Origin of the sequence: Caproicibacterium amylolyticum (assembly GCF_014467055.1) — a bacterium.
GTDB classification, from domain to species: domain Bacteria; phylum Bacillota; class Clostridia; order Oscillospirales; family Acutalibacteraceae; genus Caproicibacterium; species Caproicibacterium amylolyticum.
On the sequence record NZ_CP060696.1, the window covers coordinates 121385 to 145450 of the forward strand.

General features: G+C 49.0%; 25 protein-coding genes. 13 read left to right on the forward strand and 12 right to left on the reverse strand.

The window, feature by feature from the left end; translation table 11 throughout:
* Positions 1-95: 95 nt before the first annotated feature.
* The 4 genes from H6X83_RS00540 to H6X83_RS00550 all read right to left on the reverse strand — a co-directional run bounded on the left by H6X83_RS00540 (position 96) and on the right by H6X83_RS00550 (position 3001).
* The gene (locus tag H6X83_RS00540) at positions 96-1859 is read right to left on the reverse strand and encodes a glycoside hydrolase family 35 protein (protein WP_212507259.1); all 1764 of its coding nucleotides are present in this window, start codon (positions 1857-1859) and stop codon (positions 96-98) included.
* 165 nt (positions 1860-2024) lie between these two features.
* The gene (locus tag H6X83_RS00545) at positions 2025-2468 is read right to left on the reverse strand and encodes a divergent PAP2 family protein (protein ID WP_212507260.1); all 444 of its coding nucleotides are present in this window, start codon (positions 2466-2468) and stop codon (positions 2025-2027) included.
* The gene (locus H6X83_RS14645) at positions 2465-2590 is read right to left on the reverse strand and encodes a hypothetical protein (protein ID WP_281391028.1); all 126 of its coding nucleotides are present in this window, start codon (positions 2588-2590) and stop codon (positions 2465-2467) included. The genes H6X83_RS00545 and H6X83_RS14645 overlap by 4 nt, the downstream gene beginning before the upstream one ends.
* A gap of 138 nt (positions 2591-2728) precedes the next feature.
* On the reverse strand, positions 2729-3001 hold the full coding sequence (locus tag H6X83_RS00550; protein ID WP_212507261.1) for a hypothetical protein: 273 nt from the start codon (positions 2999-3001) through the stop codon (positions 2729-2731).
* A gap of 303 nt (positions 3002-3304) precedes the next feature.
* Between H6X83_RS00550 and H6X83_RS00555 the strand changes: the two genes are divergently transcribed.
* The 4 genes from H6X83_RS00555 to recQ all read left to right on the forward strand — a co-directional run bounded on the left by H6X83_RS00555 (position 3305) and on the right by recQ (position 8207).
* Entirely contained in the window at positions 3305-4501 is a 1197-nt protein-coding gene (locus H6X83_RS00555) for a YibE/F family protein (protein ID WP_246419364.1), read from the forward strand.
* Positions 4502-4779: 278 nt separating this feature from the next.
* On the forward strand, positions 4780-5781 hold the full coding sequence (locus H6X83_RS00560; RefSeq protein ID WP_212507262.1) for a hypothetical protein: 1002 nt from the start codon (positions 4780-4782) through the stop codon (positions 5779-5781).
* A 15-nt stretch (positions 5782-5796) separates the two neighbouring features.
* Complete coding sequence (locus tag H6X83_RS00565; RefSeq protein ID WP_212507263.1) at positions 5797-6267, forward strand: hypothetical protein; 471 nt, start codon at positions 5797-5799, stop codon at positions 6265-6267.
* Between the two features lie 116 nt (positions 6268-6383).
* A complete protein-coding gene (gene recQ / locus H6X83_RS00570; protein WP_246419367.1) occupies positions 6384-8207 on the forward strand; it encodes a DNA helicase RecQ in 1824 nt (607 codons plus the stop codon).
* Between the two features lie 436 nt (positions 8208-8643).
* Here the strand turns inward: recQ and H6X83_RS00575 are convergent, their stop codons facing one another.
* From H6X83_RS00575 to H6X83_RS00590, 4 genes are all read right to left on the reverse strand, one after another.
* Positions 8644-9417: an SDR family NAD(P)-dependent oxidoreductase gene (locus H6X83_RS00575; RefSeq protein ID WP_212507264.1), complete on the reverse strand. Its 774-nt coding sequence runs from the start codon at positions 9415-9417 to the stop codon at positions 8644-8646.
* Between the two features lie 12 nt (positions 9418-9429).
* Positions 9430-10416, reverse strand: a complete 987-nt coding sequence (locus H6X83_RS00580; protein WP_212507265.1) for a FliG C-terminal domain-containing protein — start codon at positions 10414-10416, stop codon at positions 9430-9432.
* 174 nt (positions 10417-10590) lie between these two features.
* Positions 10591-10800, reverse strand: a complete 210-nt coding sequence (locus tag H6X83_RS00585) for a helix-turn-helix transcriptional regulator (RefSeq protein WP_212507266.1) — start codon at positions 10798-10800, stop codon at positions 10591-10593.
* A 3-nt stretch (positions 10801-10803) separates the two neighbouring features.
* Positions 10804-11124, reverse strand: a complete 321-nt coding sequence (locus H6X83_RS00590) for a DUF6442 family protein (protein WP_212507267.1) — start codon at positions 11122-11124, stop codon at positions 10804-10806.
* A gap of 289 nt (positions 11125-11413) precedes the next feature.
* Here H6X83_RS00590 and rlmD point away from each other — a divergent pair, with 289 nt between their 5' ends.
* The 7 genes from rlmD to H6X83_RS00625 all read left to right on the forward strand — a co-directional run bounded on the left by rlmD (position 11414) and on the right by H6X83_RS00625 (position 15969).
* The gene (rlmD, locus tag H6X83_RS00595) at positions 11414-12571 is read left to right on the forward strand and encodes a 23S rRNA (uracil(1939)-C(5))-methyltransferase RlmD (RefSeq protein WP_212507268.1); all 1158 of its coding nucleotides are present in this window, start codon (positions 11414-11416) and stop codon (positions 12569-12571) included.
* 123 nt (positions 12572-12694) lie between these two features.
* Positions 12695-13570, forward strand: coding sequence for an HNH endonuclease (locus tag H6X83_RS00600; protein ID WP_212507269.1), 876 nt, complete (start codon positions 12695-12697; stop codon positions 13568-13570).
* Positions 13571-13591: 21 nt separating this feature from the next.
* A complete protein-coding gene (locus H6X83_RS14740) occupies positions 13592-13708 on the forward strand; it encodes a tautomerase family protein (RefSeq protein WP_425489197.1) in 117 nt (38 codons plus the stop codon).
* A 217-nt stretch (positions 13709-13925) separates the two neighbouring features.
* Entirely contained in the window at positions 13926-14525 is a 600-nt protein-coding gene (locus H6X83_RS00610) for an L-2-amino-thiazoline-4-carboxylic acid hydrolase (RefSeq protein WP_212507270.1), read from the forward strand.
* The gene (locus H6X83_RS00615; protein WP_212507271.1) at positions 14522-15055 is read left to right on the forward strand and encodes a cysteine hydrolase family protein; all 534 of its coding nucleotides are present in this window, start codon (positions 14522-14524) and stop codon (positions 15053-15055) included. The genes H6X83_RS00610 and H6X83_RS00615 overlap by 4 nt, the downstream gene beginning before the upstream one ends.
* A 2-nt stretch (positions 15056-15057) precedes the next feature.
* Positions 15058-15387: a TfoX/Sxy family protein gene (locus tag H6X83_RS00620; RefSeq protein WP_212507272.1), complete on the forward strand. Its 330-nt coding sequence runs from the start codon at positions 15058-15060 to the stop codon at positions 15385-15387.
* A 33-nt stretch (positions 15388-15420) separates the two neighbouring features.
* Entirely contained in the window at positions 15421-15969 is a 549-nt protein-coding gene (locus tag H6X83_RS00625; protein ID WP_212507273.1) for a DUF6512 family protein, read from the forward strand.
* A gap of 37 nt (positions 15970-16006) precedes the next feature.
* On the opposite strand, the gene H6X83_RS00630 is transcribed toward H6X83_RS00625, so the two are convergent.
* The 3 genes from H6X83_RS00630 to H6X83_RS00640 all read right to left on the reverse strand — a co-directional run bounded on the left by H6X83_RS00630 (position 16007) and on the right by H6X83_RS00640 (position 19317).
* Positions 16007-17674, reverse strand: coding sequence for a peptide ABC transporter substrate-binding protein (locus H6X83_RS00630; protein WP_212507274.1), 1668 nt, complete (start codon positions 17672-17674; stop codon positions 16007-16009).
* A gap of 208 nt (positions 17675-17882) precedes the next feature.
* Positions 17883-18587, reverse strand: coding sequence for an elongation factor P 5-aminopentanone reductase (gene ymfI / locus H6X83_RS00635; RefSeq protein ID WP_212507275.1), 705 nt, complete (start codon positions 18585-18587; stop codon positions 17883-17885).
* A 13-nt stretch (positions 18588-18600) separates the two neighbouring features.
* Positions 18601-19317, reverse strand: coding sequence for a 16S rRNA (uracil(1498)-N(3))-methyltransferase (locus H6X83_RS00640; RefSeq protein ID WP_212507276.1), 717 nt, complete (start codon positions 19315-19317; stop codon positions 18601-18603).
* A gap of 364 nt (positions 19318-19681) precedes the next feature.
* Between H6X83_RS00640 and H6X83_RS00645 the strand changes: the two genes are divergently transcribed.
* Together H6X83_RS00645 and H6X83_RS00650 are read left to right on the forward strand one after the other, a co-directional pair.
* A complete protein-coding gene (locus H6X83_RS00645) occupies positions 19682-20623 on the forward strand; it encodes a glycosyltransferase family 2 protein (RefSeq protein ID WP_212507277.1) in 942 nt (313 codons plus the stop codon).
* Complete coding sequence (locus tag H6X83_RS00650; RefSeq protein ID WP_212507278.1) at positions 20607-22511, forward strand: DUF6020 family protein; 1905 nt, start codon at positions 20607-20609, stop codon at positions 22509-22511. Before H6X83_RS00645 ends, H6X83_RS00650 begins: the two co-directional genes overlap by 17 nt.
* A gap of 67 nt (positions 22512-22578) precedes the next feature.
* Here the strand turns inward: H6X83_RS00650 and H6X83_RS00655 are convergent, their stop codons facing one another.
* Positions 22579-24054: an NCS2 family permease gene (locus H6X83_RS00655; protein WP_212507279.1), complete on the reverse strand. Its 1476-nt coding sequence runs from the start codon at positions 24052-24054 to the stop codon at positions 22579-22581.
* Positions 24055-24066 lie beyond the last annotated feature (12 nt).

The window sequence follows — 24066 nt, forward strand, 5'->3', positions numbered from 1 at the left end:
TTTACACAGTTAACCGTTTTCTAATAAAAAAAGAAAAAGCCGCAGGTTTCCTGCGGCGGCGAAGAATTAATGGAAAGTAACTATGTGCGAAAACTTTACCCCAAGTCAGGTTTACTGCGGAAAGCAACCGTACTTCCCGTTTTGCCCTCGGTTTCAAACAAAATCAGTTCGTTTTCTCCCAGTTTTAAAATTGGAGCGGGAACATACAGCCGCTTTTGCGGCCCAATTTCCCAAAAACGTCCAAGCTGGAAGCCGTTAAGTACGGCACAGCCTTTTCCCCAGCCGGTCAGGTCAAGGAAAGTGTCGCCTGCTTTTTCTACGGTGAAGGGTATGCGGTAAAATGCAGGTGTGCCCTCGCAGTGTGGTTTGCTGAAATCAATTTTCTGTACTGCTTCCGCATCCATCGGCAGGGTGTACATTTTCCAGCCAGCATGGCCGTGGCCGTTCAGCAGAACCGCGCCGTCGATGCCTTTGCGCTGGTGCTCCATGCGTGGGCCGTAGTTGACTCGTCCCATGTTTTCCGTCAGAATTTCAAGCTGGGAGCGGGTACCGAGTGCCGGTGCAACAGGGTATTCTTTGAGCAGTTCCCGGTCGTAAAGTGTCAGGTATGGTTTATGATTGAAGAAAATTTGTGCGCGGTCATTGGCACCGGTCAGCTCCAGCTTTTCTATCGAAACATTGGGGTTCAAGTCAGACACATATAGGGTGTACCCAAAGTTCTGTCCCAGTTTTTCCATGCACAGCGGCCACGGATTTTCCGTACAGTCCGCGATTTCTTCCACAACAGAAAACAGCGAAACAGAATCCTGCACGGCGGCAGTGCCGTAGTCCATCTTTGCAGCGGGCGCGGAAAATTTCATTTCCGGTATCGGCGCGTATTTTGCGATTACGTTCTGAAATGCTTTATATTTTGGTGTAAGTTCCCCATTTTCGGTCAGCAGGGCATCATAATCATAAGAGGTGACATCCGGCTGCAAGTGTCCGTAGTAATTGGCACCGTTGGTGAAGCCAAAGTTTGTGCCGCCGTGGAACATATAAATGTTTACACTGCCGCGCTGGAGAATGGCATCCAGTTCCTGTGCGCAGGTCTGTGCGTCCGTGGTATGATGTGCTTTGTCGCCCCAGGCATCAAACCAGCCAACCCAAAATTCTGTACACATCAGCGGTGCGCTGCCAATACGTTTTTGCAGGCGGGGAAATTGCGCCGGAGCCTTGCTGCCGAAGTTGGCAGTCGGCAGAGCGTCAGGCAGACTGCCGCCGTCCAGATAATCTCCCCAGGGACCGTCTGAAGTGATGAATGGAACAGTAGCGCCGTTTTCGCGCATACAGTCCCGCAGTGCAGCAAGGTAAGCGGTTTCGTCGCCGTAGGCGCCGTATTCATTTTCTACCTGCATCATAAGAATCGGGCCGCCTTGGTCAATCTGCAGCGGGGTAAGGATGGAAAACAGCTTCTTATAATAGCTGCGCACATGGTTCAGGTACGGCGGATAGGTGCAGCGCAGTTTCATGCCGTCCTCTGCCAGAAGCCAGCCCGGCAAACCACCGAATTCCCATTCCCCGCAGATGTAGGGAGAGGGGCGCACGATGGCAAACAGCCCAACTTCTTTGGCGATGTGCAGGAACTGTGCAAGGTCAAGCATGCCGGAAAAACAGAATTCGCCGGGGTGCGGTTCGTGCAGGTTCCATGGCACATAAGTTTCCACGGTGTTGCAGCCCAGTGCGCGCAGCTTTTCCAGTCGGTCACGCCAGTACTGCGGCACAACCCGAAAGTAGTGGAGGGCACCGGAGATAATTTTAAAGGGTTCATTATCCAGATAAAACTGGTCTTTGATTTCAAATGTGTGATCGCAGGCTGTCATGGTAATTCCTTTCTGCTGAAAGTGCGGATACGAGGCAAGAATGGCTGCACTTTGAAACCGGTTTCTTGCTCTTGCAAATTTACTATAGCACTTTCACGTATACGAGTCAATACGGAAGAAAGCACAAAAAAAGCCGGCATCGTTTGTAAGCGGTGCCGGCACGATTTATAATTGTAAAAACCGATGAGCAAACGCGCCCTGTATCAGCAACGCCATGAGAATGCCCAGCAGGCCGCCGCAGATCACCTCTATTGGGCGGTGACCAAGGCTGGTTTCCAGCGGGACATACGGTTTGTCTGGTTCCAGTTTTTCAGTTATATGGTTAATGGCAGCCGCGTGGCGGCCAGCTTCCCACCGAACACCCAGTGCGTCATAAATGACCACGGCGGAAAGCGCCACGCCAAGTGCAAATTCAACAGATGCAAAACCGCGCACTATGCCGCAGCCAAATGCGGTTGCGCAGACAAAGGCAGAGTGGGAGCTTGGCATGCCGCCGGTGCCGACGGCCACACGAACCGTTACCCTTCTGCCGCGTATCCAGCAGGTCAGAACCTTAATGAGCTGCGCAGTCAGCCAGGCCATTGCCGCGGATACGATGATCCAGTTCATACAGTATCCTCCTTTTTGGGCCGGCCGCAGTTTGCTCCGGTCAAAATCAGCAGACCCGCTGCAGAAACAGACGGGTCTGCTTTTGGGCAAAAACACCATTCTATCAGAATAGTCTTTCTCAAATTATACCCTGCCGGACAGGTAAAGTAAAGAAAGAAATTTGCCGCGGAGTGGTTTTGTACCTAAGTATGAGCAGGTTTTCAGATATTCATACAAAACGGGGCACACACCGAAGCCGGTGTATGCCCCGTTTTAGGTACTTATGCATTTTTCAAAGAAAAACCGAAAGAGGGATGGTTCCTTCTGCTGGCCGTGAAATTGTGCGGCAGGTCTGCTTTCAGTTCCTTTACCGAGGAGTAACAGCACGGTGACTGCAAAAGGTAGCAAAGTGCGTACTGCCATTCATCCAGTGTGTACTGCCCGTCCGGAATGCGCAGCAGGCGCTCTTCCAAACAGGGGTCGTCGCGTAGAGCGGAAAACATGCCGTTTGTGCGTGCAGCCAGGTTTTCAAGTAATGCCGCATTCTTTTGCATAAGCCTCACCTTCTGAATTAGTCTTTATAATTGCAAGCAAAGCAGACAGGATAAAGATGAATTGTAAAATAATTCAATAAAGTTATATCAATTAAAATTATTCTACATATGCACTTAAATACTAACACAAAAGCAGAAAATGTCAATACAATTTTAGGCGCTTTTTCTAAAACATAAATTATGAAAAATTGAGCACTTGTAAAATCAAATTTAAATTCACATGAGGATTTCGTTAAAAGTCCCGTCTGCAGTTTTTGCAGTGTTATACTTCTGTTCAGAATCAAGTGAAAAGAGGATAAACAGGTGCAAAAACCAAAAATTCAGCTTAAAAACAAGCACACTGCAGTACGCCGGGGGATTCTGGTGCTGCTGGCAGTTGGTTTTCTAATCTTTACAGTTTTGATCAATCAGGTTGAAAAGGTCCCCATCATTTCCACACAGGGGCAGACTTTTGAAAAAGCAGTTGTTACGCAGATTGTAAAAGACAATGTGCAGGAAGACGGAAGCCGCACCGGGGAGCAGAAAATATTGGTTCGGATGCTGACCGGTGAGCGCAAGGGTGAAATACTGCAGACTACCAGCAGTTCCGGTTTTTTGTTTGGCGCGGCGTGTAAGGTGGGCATGCAGGTCATCGTTATGCAGAGCGTTTCGGGGCAGAGCACCGTTACCAGCGTTTACGCACAGGACCGCGAGTGGGTCATCTATTTGTTTGCAGGGCTGTATATTGCGGCGCTGCTGTTGGTTGGCGGCAAGCAGGGTCTGAAAGGCTCCGTTGGGCTGATTTTTACCTTCCTTTGTATTCTATTCGTATATCTGCCGTTGGTGTACCGAGGATTTTCGCCTTTTTGGGTGGCGGTCTTTGTTTGCGTAATCACAACAGTGGTGACCATGTACTTAATCGGCGGGCCGACCCGTAAAACGGCAGCGGCAGTCGGCGGAACGGTTGCGGGCGTTGTTATTGCCGGTATTGCGGCATGCTTTTTCAGCCTTGCCTCCGGTATTACAGGCTACAACGTGTCAGATATTGAAAGTCTGCTTTCTGTGTGGGAGATCAGCGGTGTACAGGTGGGCGGTCTGCTGTTTTCCGGTCTGCTGATTTCCAGCCTCGGCGCGGTGATGGACGTGGCTATGTCGATTTCCAGTGCGATGAGTGAGCTGTGCCTGCACAATCCGAGCATCAGCCGCCGGGAACTGCTGCACTCCGGCATGCATGTCGGCCGGGATATGATGGGAACTGACAGCAATACACTGATTTTGGCCTTTGCGGGAGGAAGTGTCAGCATGCTGGTGCTGGACTATGCGTATAACCTGCCTTATCAGCAGATTATCAATTCCAACAATATCGGCATCGCGGTGCTGCAGGGGCTGGCAGGCAGCTTCGGCATTGTGCTGAGCGTTCCAATCACTGTGGTACTGGCGGCGGTTTTGATGACGCACAAGCACGGCGCGCAAGCACCTTTTACGCAGGAAGAATTGAGCGCCCAGAGCGCGCAACTGTAATATTTGTAAAAAATGCACAAATTTGTTTTGCAAAAACGTTGCGAATGCTGATTTAAAATTTTTTCATTAAATGGTAATATATTATTACAACAATTTATAAAGGAGAATGTTAAAAATGAAAAAAAGAAAGATAATAGGCTTATCGGTATTATTGACTATATCAATTATTATTGGGGCAATGATGCCCTTGTGTAGCATCAGAAAGTAAAATTGCTCCTTATTTAAGCAGCAGAGTTTTTGAAAAACAAGATGCGCAAAAAACGGCAGAAAATTGGATTATGATGTCACAAAAAAATGATGAGCATTGTACATGGAATATGCAGACATCTGTGAAAGAAATAATTCCGTTCTATGACTTTCAGAATTCGATTAACTCCTATCTTTGTAAGTTAACACAAGGATACATTTTTATTGGAAAATCAGGAATCAAATTTACTGTTTTGGCATATGCATACGATGGGAACTTTATAGCTGATAATATGTTTAGACAAAGGGAAGGCCGGGAATTAAAGGAAAGTGACTATATTGTTCACGGTAGCCCATTCACGTTTTTAACAATGCAATCAGGGAAATACAGGTTTTTGGAAAGTAATGATATTTTATCAGATGAAGAAATTGACCGAATAAAAAAGAGATATAATGAGTTTTATAGTATTCTTGCAAGATATTTATTGAGGAATTATCAAGTAACAAAGCAATTAAGCAGAACTGATAATGGCAGGCAGCAACTGCGAACACAAACAATTACAGATGAATATACGATTCCTCATTTATTGGACAGTGATTATCAAGTATTTACAACAAGCGACTTTCCCGGATATCAGAATCATTGTGCTCCGACCGCAGGAACAAATCTTATGTATTATTGGGGAAAGAAAGCAAATAGAAAAAAAGCTAATTTGTGGAGTGGCTCTGTTTTTGCTGATTTGTATAAATACATGAAAACCAATAATGGTCATTCGGGAACAAATTTTGAAGATAAGTTACCGGGTTTAATTTCATATTCTAATTCAAGAAATGTTACAGTTGCAGGTTCAGATGTTATTGGAGCTGCAACGAATTTCAATATTTATAAAAAAACGTTAAAGGATGTCGGACCGTTTTTGCTCGATTTAGTTTATAATGATACTAGTAAAAATCACACCATTTTTGTAACAGGATATCAGTGCGTGCTGTATGACAAAGATTACCTTCGGGTTTTGGATGGTTGGTCTGATAATAGGTCAAATTTCTTCAGTGATTTATATGCATGCGGAAATATTACCTACACCCGTTATTAAAGCCGAGGTGATTACATGAAAGCCCTGAAAAAACGAATCGCAGTGATTGCTCTGATTTGCATTGCGACGGTGCTTATGGTCGGTGTTGTGCTGAATCAGACGAGTCCTGAATTCTCTCTAAATTTTAAAAGCAGCTTTAATTTAGGAGAAGAATATGCTCAAAAAGGTATTCCTTATACCAAAATGACGATTACAGACAGTAACCACAATGGACAAAAGAAGACAACTGCAGATTCTGCACAGATTGCAAAACTTCTCGCAGAATTGAAAACTGTGCAGGTAATTAGCCGCAGAAAACCGTCTACAGGGTGGAGTTATGGTGTTGAACTTTCCACAAGCAGTGGTTGGTACAGTTGGATTGATGATTCCGGTTTTCAATACAGTCAGGTTGGAGAGCGTCATTTCTTAATGCCTAATGGGTACTATCAGGCAGAAAGTGAAAAACTGAATAAAATCCTTGGAAACGCATATCAGGCAATTCCATAAAACCAAATTAATCCTGTGCCAGCCGGCTGAAAAGAAAGCCGCGGGTACAGGATTTGTTTTTTCTGTGCACAGATGGTATAGTTAAGGAAAACGCACAGGGAAAGGTACAGCATATTGTGAACAAAGCAGAAGTCTTAAAAGAATATTTTGGGTATGACAGTTTCCGTACCGGGCAGGAACAAGTGGTGGATGCACTGCTTGCCGGGCGGGACGCACTGGCGGTCATGCCGACCGGTGCGGGCAAGTCCCTCTGCTTTCAGGTGCCGGCGCTGCTGCTGCCGGGAATCACGCTTGTGGTGTCACCGCTGATTTCTCTGATGCAGGACCAGGTGCGTGAGCTGGTGGAGTCCGGCGTGCCGGCGGCGTACCTGAACAGCGCCCTGACGGACAGCCAGTACGCGCACGCTTTGCGCAATGCCGCGGCAGGAAAGTATAAAATCATTTACGCCGCACCGGAGCGGCTGCTGACCGACCGCTTTCAGGCGTTTGTGCAGCAGGTACAGATTTCGCTGGTGGCGGTGGATGAAGCCCACTGCGTTTCGCAGTGGGGACAAGATTTCCGCCCCGGTTATTTGCAGATTATCGAATTTGTGGCGGGACTGGCAGAGCGTCCTGCGGTGGCGGCTTTTACAGCGACGGCAACGGAAGTGGTCAAAAAGGACATTGTCCGTCTGCTGCAGCTGAAAGACCCCTGCGAGGTGGTGACCGGTTTTGACCGCGAAAATCTGTTTTATGAGGTACGCCGTCCGCACAACAAAAAGAATGAACTGCTGGCGGTTTTAAGCCGTTTTCGGGATGAATCCGGAATTGTGTACTGTTCCACCCGCAAAAATGTAGAGGATGTATGTGATTTCTTAAATGAACAGGGTTACCCTGCAGCACGGTACCACGCGGGACTTTCGCAGGTGGAGCGCCAGAAAAATCAGGAGGATTTTCTGTATGACCGGGTGGCAGTCATGGTGGCGACCAATGCGTTTGGCATGGGAATCGACAAATCCAATGTGCGGTTTGTCATTCATTTTAATATGCCAAAGGATTTGGAAAGCTACTATCAGGAAGCGGGCCGCGCGGGGCGTGACGGCGCACCGGCACAGTGTATTCTGCTGTACAGCGGGCAGGATGTGCGCACGAATCAATTCCTGATTGAGCACGGCAATGAAGACGACACGCTGGACGAAGCCGCGCGGGAGGAAGTGCACAAAAAAGACCGTGAACGGCTGCGCCAGATGACCTTTTACAGCACCACACAGCACTGCCTGCGGCACTTCATTTTAAAGTATTTCGGCGAAAAAAGCCCCATGTTTTGCAATGCCTGCGGTAACTGCACAGCGGCCGCGGAGGAAGTGGACATGACGGTGGACGCACAAAAAATCCTTTGCTGTGTCAGGCGTACGGGGGAACGCTTTGGTGCCGGCATAATTACCGATATTTTGTTGGGCGCGGAGAGTGAACGCATCCAAAGCCTTGGACTGAATCATCAGTCCACTTACGGTTCGCTGTCCAATTTGAAAGCGGACGCGGTGCGCACGCGTATCCAGTGGCTGTTGGAAAACGGCTGTCTGCAGCGCACTGACGGCGATTATCCGGTGCTGCAGCTTGGTTCTGAAGCATCTGATGTGCTGTTCCGTGGGCAAAAGGTGATGCTGCGTACTGTGAAAGAGGAGAAAAAGCCGGAGCGCAGACGGGCGCAGCCGGGGACGGAAATCGTCAATCCGGAGCTCTTCGAGCGCCTGCGTACCCTCCGCAAGAAAATCGCTGCAAAGCAAAGCGTTCCCGCTTTTGTCATTTTTACAGATGCGACCCTGCGTGCGATGTCCACTTTTATGCCGGTGACTGAGCAAGACATGATTGGCAAGGTGAACGGTGTCGGCGAAAAAAAGCTGCGGCGCTACGGTAAGGCATTTTTAGACTGCATTCGTGCGTATCGAAAAGAAAAATGAATAAATTATAAATAAATCATGCAATAAATTGTGAATGACATGTGATAAACGCGTGAACGAAAATAATTTTGCAGGATTTATTAAAAATTATTTCAAAAATGACTTGCAATTTCAAAAGAGTGTGCTATACTATAGCCATACTAACAGATAGGAGCGAGTCCAATGGAATAAGAAAAAACACGCCGCCCGGCGTCCGGGTAAATTAAATGAAAGGGTGAGTCCAATGGCACAGGAAAGTGAACCGACACAGCAGCACATTTTTGGCGAAAGGACAGATGCCCATGACTTAGCAATCCTCTAAAAGCACTACTCTCTATAACCGAATGAAAAGTATTTCCCGAAAGCTCATTTGGGAAACGATAGATAAATATATATATATACAAAGAGGCACCTGCAAAGCGAAATGTTTTGCAGGTGCCTCTTTGTGATAGCAGGTTTACATGCGGCGCAGCAGTTCCCAAATTGCAATCATTACGCAGTGTGGAATGAACTTTGCCGCAATGCGGTGTACAAAGCTGACGGGGCTGGGTGTGGAAACCGCAAGGTTCAGCCTGCTGTCCCACAAAGCCAGCCGCACAACGCTGTGTGCATGGCTGGCAAGCGGAAAGTGCTGTACTGCCCTGCCGTTTTTGGTTTCGCGTGCGGTTGGAATGAATTCCGTGTCTTTAATCCAGTAAGGACAAACTGCGGTTGTGTGGATGCCGCGGGGAAACAGCTCCCAGCGCAGGGCACGGCTGTAGCGCAGCAAAAACGCCTTGCTGGCGGCGTAAAGACCAAGTCCCGGCAGCGGCTGAAAGCCCGCGGTAGAGCAGATTTCCAGGATTCGCGCACCCTCCCGCATATACGGCAGAGAAATAACCGTGATGTCCACTGCTGCGCGGCAGTTCAGGTCAATCATGCCGTCACAGTCTTTCGGGGAAATGTCCGCATAAGTGCCGATTTTGCCGAACCCAGCGGCATTTACCAGAATCCGCACATCTGGTTTTTCCTTTTCGAGCAGTTCTCTGAAAATCTGAATGTCATCTTTCACGGTTAAATCCAGTGGAATGGGGCGCACGTGTACGCCGACAATTTCGGCGGCCAGCTCCTGCAGCCGGTTTTTCCGGCGGGCAATAACCCAGATTTCCTGCACGGCTTCGTTTTCGCTAATTTGGCGTACAAATTCGCGGCCAAGGCCGCTGGAAGCGCCGGTTACAACTGCAATCCGCATGGCATTTCCCTCCTACAGAATGACTTCCCAGTGTGGCGCTAAGAGCTCACCGTCCGGAAAGTCAAGTGTCAGTTCCTGCTTTTGTTCCAATGCCTTGGCTGTGTTTAAAATTATTGTCTGCGCTTCTTCAACATCTTTCGTGCGGATGTTCAGTGCGGAGCTCATATCCTCCAGCAGCTTTTCACAGCGGTCTTTTGGCATGGCAGACCAGAAAAGCGAAAACAAAGGCTTATCAACGCCTTTCAGCGCGGCGGCCAGCGTGCGGTCATCCACATCTTTCAGCAGACGTTCTATCGCGGTAATGCGGCAGGAACCAAGTTGATGGAATTCCATTACACTGGAAACAGCGGCATGCGGTTTGGCGGCAGTGGCTTGTGGGACAGGGGCATCCGTGGCGGTCGGAACTGCTGCAGGGGCCTTTACTGGCGGAGCAAGTGACGCAGTTGTTGCAGCCGCTGGCGAGGATGTAGGCGCGGTGGACGCGTCCTGCTGCACCAACACTTCATCCTGTGCGGCAAGCTGTGCGCGGGCAATTTGGGTGGCTTCTGCCTCTCGTTTCGCCCGCGCCTGCAGGGCACGTTGCTTTTCCTCTGCGTCTAACTGTGCCAGTGCTGTTATAAACCGTTCCCGGTACGTGTCGCCAAACCACTCTCCAAGGCGGCTGAGAAGGGCGTGTGGGTGCATTCCCTTTTGCAGCTGATACACACCGTCCGCAATGACCATCATTTCTAAAAAGCGGTTTCCGCTTGCGTTTGCGGCCAGTATGTGAATCTGCAGTGCTTCCCGCAGAGTTTCCGGGTTTTCTGCATCTACCACGCGGCGCAGACCATCCTGCAGAAAAGGGTCCGGTTCCGCAGGAAGCAGCGGTTCCAGAGAAAGCGGACCCTCGGCATGTGCTTTGGCGGCGTAGGTGCAAAGACGCATCACCGTGGCAAAGGCATTTTCCTTTTCTGCATCCGCACACTGCAGGCGGCTGCTGATGTATTCAAAGTTATCCATGTTTCCCTCCCGCTGGGTTATACTAAAATCAGTATAACGCAAAAGTGGGGGTGTAAACAAGACTTTTCAAGTGTTCCAAAAGAGAAATGTCAAAAAAACGCTGCCGCAGGTTAGAAAGCTTGTGCACTTCCCTGTTTTGGATTACAATATAATGGGTGAAGGAAGCGGGAGCCTTTATTCAAAGTAGAACAGTTCCTCAAATTTTTTATCCAGAGCAATGCACAGCAGCAGTGCCAGCTTGGCTGTAGGGTTAAACTGTCCGGTTTCAATGGAACTTATGGTTTGGCGGGAAACGCCGACCAGTTTTGCAAGCTCACCCTGCGAAAGATTTTTTTCGGCACGTGCAACCTTGAGCCGGTTGCGAAAAAGCAATTCGTTTTCCATGTTTTACCCCATGATATCCCAGCAGTAGGCAATGACCATTACAACGGCAAGAATTGTGAAAAATACGCCCAGCACCAGCTCATGTTTTTGATGCAGTTTAATGCCTTTGTAAAGGTGCTGTACGCCCATGCTGATGAAAAGCAGGCTGTAAACATCACACCACGGCTGTTTGACCGCCATTTTAATCAGCATGAAAATAAAGCAGACCACCACAACAGCGAACAGAGCGATACTTCCCCCTTTGTGTACCACCTGCAGTTCCATTTCATCCGGTGTGTTGGACTTTTTGCTTTGCGCTTTCCTTAAAATTTCATCTTTGTTCATGAAAATCACCTCGGCAAGTTATGTTGTCATAATGACAAGTTTTATTTACAATCCTACAATAACACAATGCAGCCTATATGTCAAGTTTTCTTTGCAACAATGTTTGTAAAAACCTGATTTCATGTTGAGTAAAATGCCAGTTTAGCAGGTTAAATATCGGCTCTTAGAGCGCGCGCAAAAGAAAGACCGTGGGCTTTGCCCACACCTACCGCCTTTAAAAGGTGGGCGAAACTTTTGCTGAAAAGGCAGCTAAACTCTAATTTATAAGTAAGTAATAGGAGAAAATTAAATGGAAACAATACAATGTCCGCTGTACCGCAAGTGCGGCGGCTGTCAGCTGCAAAACATGGAATATCCGCACCAACTGGAGTGGAAGCAGAAACGGGTGCAGAAGCTGCTCGGAAAGTTTGGCACGGCAGAGCCGATTCTGGGAATGCAGCATCCTTACCATTACCGGAACAAGGTGCAGGCGGCGTTTACGGCGGACCGCTGCGGAAACATTCTGTCAGGCGTTTATCAGTCCAGTACCCATCATGTTGTGGCGGTGGAGTCCTGCCTGACAGAGGATGAAACAGCAGATAAAATCATGGCGACTGTCCGCAAATTGATGAAAAGCTTTAAACTGAAACCCTACGATGAAATAACGGGGCGCGGTTTTTTGCGCCATGTGCTCGTGAAGCGCGGCTTTTGCAGCGGGGAAGTCATGGTGGTGCTGGTGGCTGCAACACCGATTTTTCCAGCCAAAAAATTTGTTGCGGCACTGCGCCGGGAACACCCGGAAATTACAACAGTGCTGCTGAATTTGAATGACCGCCGCACGAGCATGGTGCTCGGAGAACGAGAAAAGGTACTTTATGGTCCGGGTTTTATTGAAGACACGCTGTGCGGCTGCAAATTCCGTATTTCTGCTAAAAGTTTCTATCAAATCAATCCGGTGCAGTGTGAAAAGCTGTATGGCAAAGCAATGGAGCTTGCCCGGCTTTCCGGGAAAGAGACTGTTATTGATGCATACTGTGGTATCGGTACGATTGGGCTGGTGGCATCCAAACAGGCTGGCTGTGTGCTGGGTGTGGAACTAAACCGCGACGCGGTGCATGACGCAGTTGCAAACGCAAAGCTAAATCACATTAAAAACGCCCGTTTCCTCTGTGGGGATGCAACAGAGTGCTTGACGAAGATGGCAGAGGAAGGCGACCACGCGGATGTCGTTTTTATGGACCCGCCGCGCGCAGGCAGCAACGAACGTTTTTTGCTGTCGCTGTCCGAACTGGCACCAAAGCGTGTGGTGTATATTTCCTGCAATCCGGAAACGCAGGCGCGGGATTTAGAATATCTCTGCGAGCGCGGTTACACGGTAAAAACAATTCAGCCGGTGGATATGTTTCCGCATACAAACCACATCGAAACGGTTGTGCTGCTTGAAAAAAATGTGTCGAATGATAAATAATAATAGAACAAATAAAATATAACGGACTTTGTCTGAATAACTTCTCACTTTAATTGTTCTTTTATGCGGCGGAGCCGAATGTTTGTATTTAATTATATATAGCAGGAAAGAAGATTCAGCATTATGGGAAACAGAATGTATCAATGTACAACCCTGTCCAGCGAAGAATGGAAAGACGTCCTTTCAACCATGGAGAAAGGGAGCCTGGTGTATAGTGTTGTCGGAACTGTCTATCAATCCAATGATCATCGTTTAAATGCGAGCGCGATTGCAGAAATACTTGGTGTTTCCCACTTTATTATTTTAAATAAGCAGGTTGGTTTGTTTGGTCGGTATATCTATGACCATTACACATTCCTGAATTGCCCGCTGCGTGACAATGGTGAAATCCGATGGTGGAATATTGTGTTTGACGGCGAGGATGTTTTTACAGAAGACAACAAAGCATGTCAGCCGAGATGCGATTGGATTTTGAAGCCGGAGATGCTTGAAGCAATCAATGTGCTGAAGCTGTTCCCCAAACAGGGAAGAAAAACCGCAGGAACTCCCAAGAACCTTTATAAAGTCACAAGAATGTATCAGGATATCCAGCACCTGAAGGGAAAAGAAAGAGAATGTATTATTAAGGCCAGATGCAATCAGGGGCAGATCCGAAAAAACGCGCTGGCGAAATACCATGCTTGTGAACTATGCGGGATGAAAGTACAGCCGCTGTTGGTGGCAAGCCACATTAAGCCGTGGTGCGATTCCAATCCGGATGAAAAAGGCGATATTGATAATATTATGCTTTTGTGTCCGCAGCACGATGCTTTGTTTGACAGAAAACTCATCTCCTTTGATGAGGACGGAACAATCCTGATCAATTCCAATATTGACGACGAAGACAAAAAACTGCTGGGAATTCATGAGGGACAAAAGGTTACCTTAACAGAACGGCGCGAGGCATACATGGAATACCACAGAGGAAAATTCTACGAAAATAACATCTCTGAAAAATGATTTTTATAGGAGAAAATACATATGCCATATATTACACTGGAAAGCGGAAAGCTTACAAAAGAACAGAAAGAGGAACTGATTGCGCAGATGACCCGCATCGCCTCGGAAATTACACACATTCCCCGCAGTTTTTTGTGATGACAATTAAAGAACTGCCCGATGACAGCATTGGTGTGGGTGGCGAAACCATTGAAAAAACCAAGGCGGCGTACCAGAAACAGAAAAATGATGCATGATGCCGGTAAGCGGAGTGGAGCAGTCGGAGCAGCTTTTTGGAAGCATGGGTTTTGTAAAGCTCGCAAAAACAGAACATGGATACAGCTATCAGCTGCAATTAAATTGAAAGGAGCAGGAAATGGCACAAACAGATGAAATTCAGCATTTTTTGACTGCAAAGTTCGGGGAAGAAAAAGGAAATAACCTTTATTCCATGCAGCAGGGGCGCCTGCGCAGACTGCTGCAAAAAGCCCAGAAAAATCATTCACCCGCACAAATGAAAACACTGGAAAAAACGATTTTGCCGCGGGTCGCGCTTTATCAAATTTTGCAGGAAACGCCGGAAAAAGCGGATGCATACCGCATTGTAAAAGAATATATGGTAGACGTAGTATGCGAAAAATCAAAAAAGCAGTATTCCGAAATGGAACAAATGCCGTTTTTCTACGATATTTTCCGAAAAGTATTTACTTTTGTTACATTGAAAAGTGACAACTGGTCTGCCGAGCTGTTCTGCAGGGAAAAGGACAAGTTTACGATACATATTCACCGCTGTCTGTGGTATTCTGCCTGTAAGGACAATGGCTGTCCGGAACTGTGCCGGCTGCTTTGTGATTGCGATGAAATCAATTACGGCGGACTCCACAAAATGAAATTCGCGCGGGAGGGCTCTATTGGAAAAGGACAGAATTTTTGTGACTTTACATTCTTGCGCCAAACCAAAAAGGAGAAAGTATGAAAGGCACCGCATTGGTCATCATTGACGTACAAGAAGCGCTGGTAAATGCACACCCGGCCGGGGAAAAACAATTCCTAGCAAATTTAAAGCAGCTGCTTTACGCTGCACGTGAAAACAACGTTCCGGTTCTTTATGTGCAGCACTGCGACGAAGAACTGGTTCCCGGTTCCGCCGGCTGGCAGGTGTACCACGAAATTGCACCGCTGCCTGGTGAAAAGACTTTTCGTAAGCATTTTACAAGTGCCTTTCGACAGACAGATTTTGGCGGTTATCTGCAGCAGCACGGCATCCGCAGCCTTGTCTTTGCCGGGATGCAGACGGAATACTGCGTGGACACTACCTGCCGTGTAGCGTTTGAATACGGTTACTCCATTGTCATTCCGGAGGGGGCAACGGCGACCTTTGACAGCCGCAAATTTATCTCTGCTGCACAGCTGCAGGAATACTACGAGCAGGATATTTGGAACGGCCGCTTTGCAAAAGTGCTGCCAATGGCGCAGGTGCTGAACTGCCTGTGGGAAAAGGAGTAACAATGGCTAGTACACCGGAATATGTACAGTACGTCTGTGAGCAGATTGCGGGAGTGGGTGCCGTACGTTCCCGTAAAATGTTTGGCGATTACATGGTTTACGTCAATGACAAACCAATTCTGCTGCTTTGCGACAACGCTGTGTATGTAAAAAAGCTGGACTGCATCCGTGAGAAAATGGCCGGCGCGCAGACAGGCGTTCCTTACGAGGGAGCCAAAGAACATTACCTGCTCGATATTGACGACGCCGCGTTCAGCTGTGAAATTGTGCATGAACTGGAGCAAACTGTGCCGCTGTCAAAACCGCGTAAAAGAAAAACAAAACTTTCATAATTTGCGCATATCTGCTGTCCTGCAGGACATACAATGCCTGCGGGGGTGACAGAGTTGATTATTGCGTTTAATATTGTTGGAGCGGTTTTTACCGTGATAGCAGGGACACTGCTGCACTTTACATATGACTGGTGTGGCAGAAAAAAGCTGGCCGGCGCTTTCAGCGCGGTCAATGAAAGCACGTGGGAACACCTAAAACTGCTGTTTACGCCGATGTTTGCGTTTTCCATTCTGGAATTTCTGGTGTATGGCAGGACTCTGCAGAATTTTTTTGCAGTTCGGTTTTTGTCTATCCTGTTGGGGATGGCGGTGATTGTCATTGCGTTTTACACCTATGTTGGAATTATTGGAAAGCACTTTTTGGCGGCGGACATCGGCACCCTTTTACTGGGTGTAATTGTTGCTTACTGGTTCAGCGCCAGCTTGCTGCCGACCAGCCGGTTTACCGCTGCCGGTATTAATCAGCTTGGAGTGTTCGGCATGCTTCTGCTGCTGGCATGTGTTGTTTTCTTTACATTTGCGCCGCCGCACATCCCACTTTTTAAGGACCCGGTTACCGGCCGGTACGGAAGAACAGCATAAGAAAAAAGCTTTCGGGCAGATTCCCCGAAAGCTTTTTTTAATTGTCTTTTCCGGCACCCCGCAGGTCAAGTCCTGCGCCAAAAGGGCGATAAAGCACGCCAGTAACCGAAGATTGTGCGGCATAAGCGTGTTTTGTATAGTACAGTGGGTAAAACACCGCATTGTCATTGAGATGCTTTTCTGCCTGTGCCAAAGCGCCGCTGCTGACGGTGGAACCGCTGAGCAGCTGGTCATAGGAAGAATCTTTTAACTGTGTAAAATTTCCGCTTTGGCCACTCTGGAAACAGGCCAATGCAGTGTAGGCATCTGCAGAAACCGGTGTGTATGGGTAAATTGCAATGTCGTAGCTGCCGCTGCTGACGCTGGAAAGGAGGGTTCTCTCATCCACCGCATTCAAGCTGAAGTAAGTTTGGAATGCCTGGTTCCAGTTTGCCAGCATTTCACTTGCCAGCGGTTTGGTTTCCTCTGTACACAGCAGGGTGACTTTTGTTCCTTTTTTCAGCAGGGAACTGCCCTGCGCCGCTGCGGAAGCAGACTGCTTTAAAAACAGTCCGCTGGTCACCTGGTCGCGGTAGGGTTTTCCGCCAAACTGGATGGCGGGCGGCAGAATGTCATCTGCCTGCTGGGTACCACTGGGCAGCAGATGCAACAGCGTGCCACGCTTTAGTACCTGCACAAAAGCGCGGCGCAGAGCTGCGGACTGAAACACGCCTTTTGTGTTAAAGCACAGACCGCCGGTCGTGTCCTGAAAAGAAGTGACGGTCAGGTCGGCTTTCTGCGCGGAACTGACAGAGGAGATATCCAGCGGAGCTATATCCATTTTACCGGAAACAATGGATTGGACAACATCTGTTCCGGTGCTGGTGCTGGTGCTGTCCGAGGAGGAAACCGTCACAGCGGCGGAAGCGGTGCTGTTGGAAGCTGAGGCGTCACCAATGGTGAACACAAGGGATGACGGTAGTGCGGCAGTTCCCCCAACATAGGTACTGGAACGTTTTGCGGTCAGATTTTGGTTGTGGTTCCAGCCGTAGTTTGGGATGCTGAACGGTCCGTTTCCAAAAATCGTTGCACGCTCCATGCCGTAACGTCCGGCGGCATAGGTAAAGAATTCCTCATTGCAGGGCATGAAAACACTTTGTGCGGTCAGCTGCGGGAATTCGGGGCAGGTGTAACGCAGCTTTACAACAAGGGTATGACTGTCTTTGGCGGTTACGCCCAGTTTGTCGCTGGAAAGGGTACCTGCGTGTACCTGCACAGCGTTTTCAATGCACATCATGGCAGTGCACACTGGAGATGCGGTAGAGGCGTCCAGCGCCCGCCGCCAGGCAAAGACGAAGTCCTGTGCAGTAACAGGTGTGGAGGTTGTTTCATTTTCCGATTTTCCGGTTACTTCTTTTATATTGCCATTCCAAACCGCATTGCTGCGCAGATTAAAAGTAAATTCTGTGCTGTCACTGTTGGCCTTCCAGGACTCCGCAACGCCGGGTACCGCCTTGCCGGACGAATCCAGCCGGCAAAGCCCTTCGTACAGTGCGGAAATGACGGTAGCGGCATCGCTGCCCTGTGCAACCTGCGGGTCAAGGGTGGAAGGCTCCGCTGTAAGTTTTATATTGATTGTCTTGTTGGCGTTTTTGGATTCGCCGCATCCGGACATGGACACAACCAGCAGCACGATGCTGCACAGAACGGCCAGTACGCGCTTCACAAATCTTCCCCCTGCTCATCTTTCATTCTGTTAACATTCTAACATGCTTTTGGAGATGCTTCAATGAGGTTTACATAATTTTTACGAATTATTCAAAACTGTAGCATTTTCGATGGGTACGTTTTCAAATTTGTAATTTATTCTGTGCAGGTTTATACGAAAAGTGCTGCTTACTGCTTTTGTGGTAAAAATTTCGTCTTATGCAGCATTAAATAATCATGCCGCCGTTTACGCCTAGTATCTGACCGGTGATAAATGCAGATTGCTCTCCGGCAAAAAACGAAACTGCGGCGGCGATGTCTTCCGGTGTACCGAGGCGTTCCAGCGGTGTTTCTTCCGCCAATTCCTGCAGAACCGCAGGGCCATGTATGGCGTTCATTTCAGTATCGATTACGCCGGGGGCAATGCAGTTCACACGAATATGGCTTGGTCCCAGTTCCTTTGCCAGTGCCTTTGTCAGACCAATAACGGCAGCTTTGGCGGCGGAATAATGCACTTCACAGGAGCCGCCAACCTGTCCCCACATGGAGGAAATGTTGATGATACTGCCGCGCTTAACGTGAATCATATAGGGCAAAGCAAGCTGGCAGCAGCGAAATATACCGTCCACGTCCACAGCGAACATCCGACGCCAGTCCTCCTCAGTGATGTCTGTAAACAGCTTTTGCTGAGCAATGCCCGCATTGTTGACCAGAACATCCACATTGCCGATTTTTGTGAACATGGCCTCACAGTCCGCACGGGTGGAAATGTCTGCACAGACGGCTTCTCCGTCAATTTGCGCGGCAAGTGCAGCGGCATCTTCCGCGTGGGTATTGTAATTTATAAAAACATGAAATCCATCCGTAGAAAGACGGCGGCAGACAGCGGCGCCGATTCCGCGGCTTCCCCCGGTTACCAGTGCAGTACGCATAAAAAGACTTCCTTTACAGATTGTTGGTGACCAGCATAATTGCGGCCAGTGCAGCCAGCGGCGCAGTTTCTGTGCGCAGAATACGCGGCCCCAATGTAGCGGCAAAGCCGCCCGCGTCCTGAATCAGCTGTACTTCCTCCGCGGCAAAACCGCCCTCCGGACCAATATAAACCGTGATGTCCGTGTCCAGTTCTGTGATTACTACAGGAATACGCTCGCCGCCGCCTTCATAGAACAGTACACGTTTTCCGGAGGCGTCCTTACAGGCCTGCTTCAAAGCTGTGAATTCTGTGACCTGCGGAATAATACCGCGGCCGCTTTGCTTGGCAGCTTCCTGTGCAATCTTCTGCCAGCGCTGTACTTTTTTGTGTGCGGATTTTTCATCGGGGCGCGAAATACAGCGGGAGGTGACGGTGGGAACAATGCGCCAAACGCCAAGCTCCACGGCTTTTTGCACAATGAGATCCATTTTATCGCTTTTGGGGACACCTTGACAAAGGGTGACTTTTATGCTGGGTTCACTTTTGCTTGCCTGCATTTCCGTAATGTGTACGCCGACGGTTTCACCGGAAATCTCCGTAATTTCACCAAAGTAATCGTGCCCCTGCCCGTCACACAGGGTAATGACTTCTCCCGGCTGCATACGCAGGCTTTTGGCAATGTGACGGCCATCCTCACCGGAAATAACGGTATCTTCGCCGGGAATTGTATTAATAAAAAAACGAGGCATTGCTTTGCCCTCCTGTGCTTTCTCTTTAAAAATTCAGTATAACATGAATTGCAAAGGAAGCAAAGTACGAATACCGCGGTTACTTTCTTATAGCAATCCAGTAAAATAATTCCTTACAATTCTGAGGATTTCTCTAGCAGGAGAAATGTCTGCGCAGCAGACAAAAGGAGGCCTGCCTCCGGAAAAGGTGGGCTGTAAGCCCAGGGTTTTGACCTTGATGCAACAATTTTTTGAATTGCTATAGAAAGCGGCACCAGGGCAGCGCGGCTTTCCCATTATTGTAGCAAGCTCTGTTGAATTGGAAGAGAATAGATGGTATAATTTTCATAATATTTAGAAAGTTGCTGAAATGAGGAGAATCATAGTGAATTCGATTGCAGTGTTAATTCCTTGCTACAATGAAGCCAAAACCATTCAAAAGGTAATCAAAGATTACCGCGCGGTTTTACCGGAAGCAAGCATTTACGTTTATGACAATAATTCTACGGACGGCACCGCGCAGCTCGCAGCAGAGGCGGGTGCGGTGGTTCGGCACGAGTACCGGCAGGGCAAAGGCAACGTCATTCGCAGTATGTTTCGGGAGGTGGAGGCGGACTGCTACTTGATGACAGACGGTGACGATACTTACCCGGCAGAAAACGCCGCGGAGATGGTGAAGCTTATCTTGGAAAAAAAGGCGGATATTGTGAATGGAGACCGCCTTTCTTCTACATATTTTGAAGAAAACAAGCGTCCGTTTCACAATGTGGGAAATGTGATGGTACGCGATTTGATTAATCGCATTTTTTCAACAAAGGTGCGGGATATTATGACCGGTTACCGGGCGTTTAGCCGCAGCTTTGTAAAAAATTTTCCTGTGCTTTCGCGGGGCTTTGAAATCGAAACCGAAATGACCATCTATGCGGTGGAACACAATTTTATTATCCGTGAAATTCCGGTCGCTTACCGTGACAGACCCAGCGGCAGTGTTTCCAAACTGAATACCTGCTCGGATGGGTGCCGTGTGTTGCGCACGATTTTCCGCCTGTTTCGGGAGTACAAGCCGTTTGCTTTCTTTGGCTCACTGGCACTGGCCTTTCTGCTCTTTGCCGTTCTGTGCATGATTCCGGTTATGCATGAATTTTTTGCAACCGGGATGGTGCCGCGCTTTCCAACGCTTATAGTTGGTGTGTCCCTGGGTGTGTGCGCGCTGCTTTCTTTCTTTTCCGGGCTGATTCTGGAGGTTTCCGTGAAGCAGAGAATTCAGATGACGGAACTGTTGATGAATTTATATTCGGAGGTTAAGGAAGATGAAGTGGAGAAATAAAGCGGCAGCGGCTTACCAGGGAAACCACGCGTATGCGGCTGCCGGCAAAACACCGGCGCAGAGGCTTGCGGCTGTGGCAGAGGGTGCCGCCGCATTGGTGCTGGCGGGGGTGAGCGTGGCGTACTTTCAGCAGCCGGCGTATTGGACAGCGCCGGCAGGGCTGGTACTTTTTCTGCTGCTGCGGTATTTGCAAAAGGTGTGGACACAGCGGCTGCTGCTGTACAACGGCATTTTTTCTGTGTTGCTGGCGGGTTCCTTTGTTTTGGGCGGAAAGGTGAACACCTCCGGAAAAGTGCCCAGTACACAGGTGTTTCAGCCCATGTACCGCTCGGATGGGGTGTATTTTCTGGCACTGGCAGTTACATTTTGCATTGTGTTTTCCTGCCTGTCTGATTTTCTGGGCAAGCATCCGCTTTCGGCAAAGCAAAAGTACCTCTGTTCCTCTCGGACAATTTGGCTCGGGAGCAGCATTTTCCTGTTTTTGTGCTGGATTCCGGCGCTGCTGGTGTTTTTCCCGGGCGGCATTACATGGGATTCAACAGCGTGCGCTGTGCGCGCGCTTGGTAAGGCGCCTCTTTCCAACCAGCAGCCGGTGCTGTACATCCTGCTGATGCGCCCGTTCTTGCTGGGAGCAAACGCGTTGGGCTTCAGCACCGGCACCGGGGTGGGTGTGTTTCTTGCGGTGCAGACTTTGGCTATGGCGGTGATGGTGGGGTACTTTCCTGCGTGGCTTGCAAAAAAGCAGTTTTCGTTTTGGGTGGCAGTGCCGGTGCTCGCGTACTTTGCACTCAACCCAATTTTTGCCGTGTATGCCGGCACCATGTGGAAGGACGTTCTGTTTGGTGCGCTGATTCTGCTGTACACCCTGCAGGTGTATGACATTTTGGAAAGTAAAGGGGAAGCGCTGAAGCACGCGGGGGCACTGGCGGGCTTCCTGACGCTGAATCTGCTGGTTTGTTTTATGCGAAACAACGGTTATTACATTGTTCTGGTAACGCTTGTGGTGCTGGCGGTACTGTACCGAAAGCAGTGGAAACGTCTGCTGCCGGCTTTTTTGGCGGTGCTCATTTTGGTGCCCGCTGTGCAGGGGCCGGGTTACAAAGCAATGAAAATTCTTCCAAGCCCTTTTGCGGAGTCTGTGGGTGTGCCGCTGCAGCAAATGAGCTACACAGTGGTGTGCGGCGGAAAAATGACCGCCCGGCAGAAGGCGTATATGGAGAATCTGCTGCCGCAGCAGACGATAAAACAGGCCTACCGTCCCTTTACCGCAGACGGCATTAAATTTCACAAGCAATTTAATGGCATATATCTGGAAGAACACAAAGCGGAGTTCTTTAAAACATGGCTTGGGATGCTGGTGCCCAATTTTTCGCTGTATGTAAAGGCATACGCTATGGAAACATTGGGCTACTGGCACATGGGAACCACCAACTGGGTTGCGGCATTTGGTGTGGCAAAGGGCTGCGGCGCTGAACAGATGGATATTGTGCCGCGGAATATTGCGGGACTGGCTGCCAATCAGCAGGCGATTAAAAATCACATTTCGTATACACAGAGGTGCATTCCGTTTGTTTCGTGGATTTTGAACATCGGCTTTTTGGTGTGGGCGGCGGTTTTTGCACTGTTTCAGCTGCTGCAGCGCAGGGACAGAAGGCGCGCCTTGACCCTGCTACCGGGGGCATTGCTGTGGCTGACGCTGATGGTGGCTTCACCAACCTACTGTGAGTTCCGCTATCTGTTTTTCTTTGCATTGCAGCTGCCACTGGCGGTGTTTCTGTCTTTTCCGGTGCGCAGCGCACCGCTGCCGGAAAAGACTGCGTGCAGCGGTCAGCAGGAGCTTGCCGCCGAGACGGCGGATGCAGACCTGCCGGATGAGATCAAAATTTGAGGCAGCAAAAAAGCTCGTTTGTCCGCAGCCGAACTGCGCAGACAAACGAGCTTTTATAATGCTTGCATCAGATAATTGCCAGAACAATAAAGTTCAGCACAAACAAACCGGAAACAACCCAGATAATGGGGCTGACTTTCTTAGCCTTGCCGCGGACAGTTTCTACAATGCAGTAGAAAATGAAGCCGAACGCAATACCATAGGAAATGCTGTAGCAGAGTGCCATGAAGATGCCACCGAAGAACGCTGGAACTGCTTCTGCAAAGTCGTCCCATTTGATTTCGCTGAAAGAGGAAATCATCATAATGCCGACGGCAATCAATGCCGGTGCGGTAGCCGCAGAGGGAACACCGCTGAGGATAGGTGCCGCAAACGCACTGAGGACAAACAAAGCCGCAACAAATACGCTGGTCAGGCCAGTACGTCCGCCCGCGCCGATGCCAGCTGCGGATTCCACATAGGTGGTTGTGTTGGAAGTACCGAAGATGGAACCGATGGAGGTAGCAGTGGCATCGGCAAACAGCGCACGATCCATTTTGCTTCTAAAGCCGTTGCTGTTCTCCATCGCCCACTCGTCCTGCTCGGAGAAAATTCCGCTTTTGCGGCCCGTGCCGATAAAAGTACCGATGGTGTCAAAGGTATCAGACAGGCAGAAAGCAAAAATTGTCATGATGACCAACGGAATCTTTGACGGGTCTGAAAACAGACTGCCCATGCCCTGACTGCCGAATGCCGCACCGAAAGTGGTGGGCAGCTGACTGACAGCTTCCGGGAAGCTGATAGTTGAAGTGCTGCTGAAGTTACTGATGCCCGCCGGAATGCCGAGAATCGTAATGGCAGCGATGCTGATAAGAATTGCGCCGGGAACTTTTTTAACCAGCAGAATAATTGTAAGCACAACACCCAGCAGCGCCAGCAGTACACCCGCAGTGTTGAACTTTACCAGTTCCGGCACAGCGCCGGAGTTTGCGGTAATTGCGGTTTTTGCAATGTTTGCAATTGCACTTTTGCCGTCGGCAGAGGTGTAGTTGCCCCCATCGACTGCAAACTGCAGAATGCCAGCATTTTTAAGACCAATATAGGCGATGAAAATGCCAATGCCGCCGCCGATGGCGTGTTGCAGTGATTCCGGAATGGACTGAATAATCATTTTACGTACTTTTGTAACTGTGATCAGGATATTTACAAGGCCGCAGATAAAGACCATTGCAAGTGCCTGCTGCCAAGTAAAGTGCAGGCCGAAACACACGGTGTAGGTAAAAAATGCGTTTAGCCCCATGCCGGGCGCCTGTGCATACGGTACATTTGCAAAAAGGCCCATGACAAGTGTGCCAATTACGGATGAAATGATGGTTGCAAGGAATACAGCGCCCCAGGGCATACCGGTTTGCGAAAGAACGCCGGGGTTTACCATGATGATGTACGCCATTGCAAAGAATGTGGTAAGGCCTGCAATGAACTCCTTGCCCACACTGCTGTTGTTCCCCTTCAGGTTGAAAAAGTCACCCTTTAGGTGGACAGGCTGAAATGAATGTTCCTCCATAGCTCAATAAAT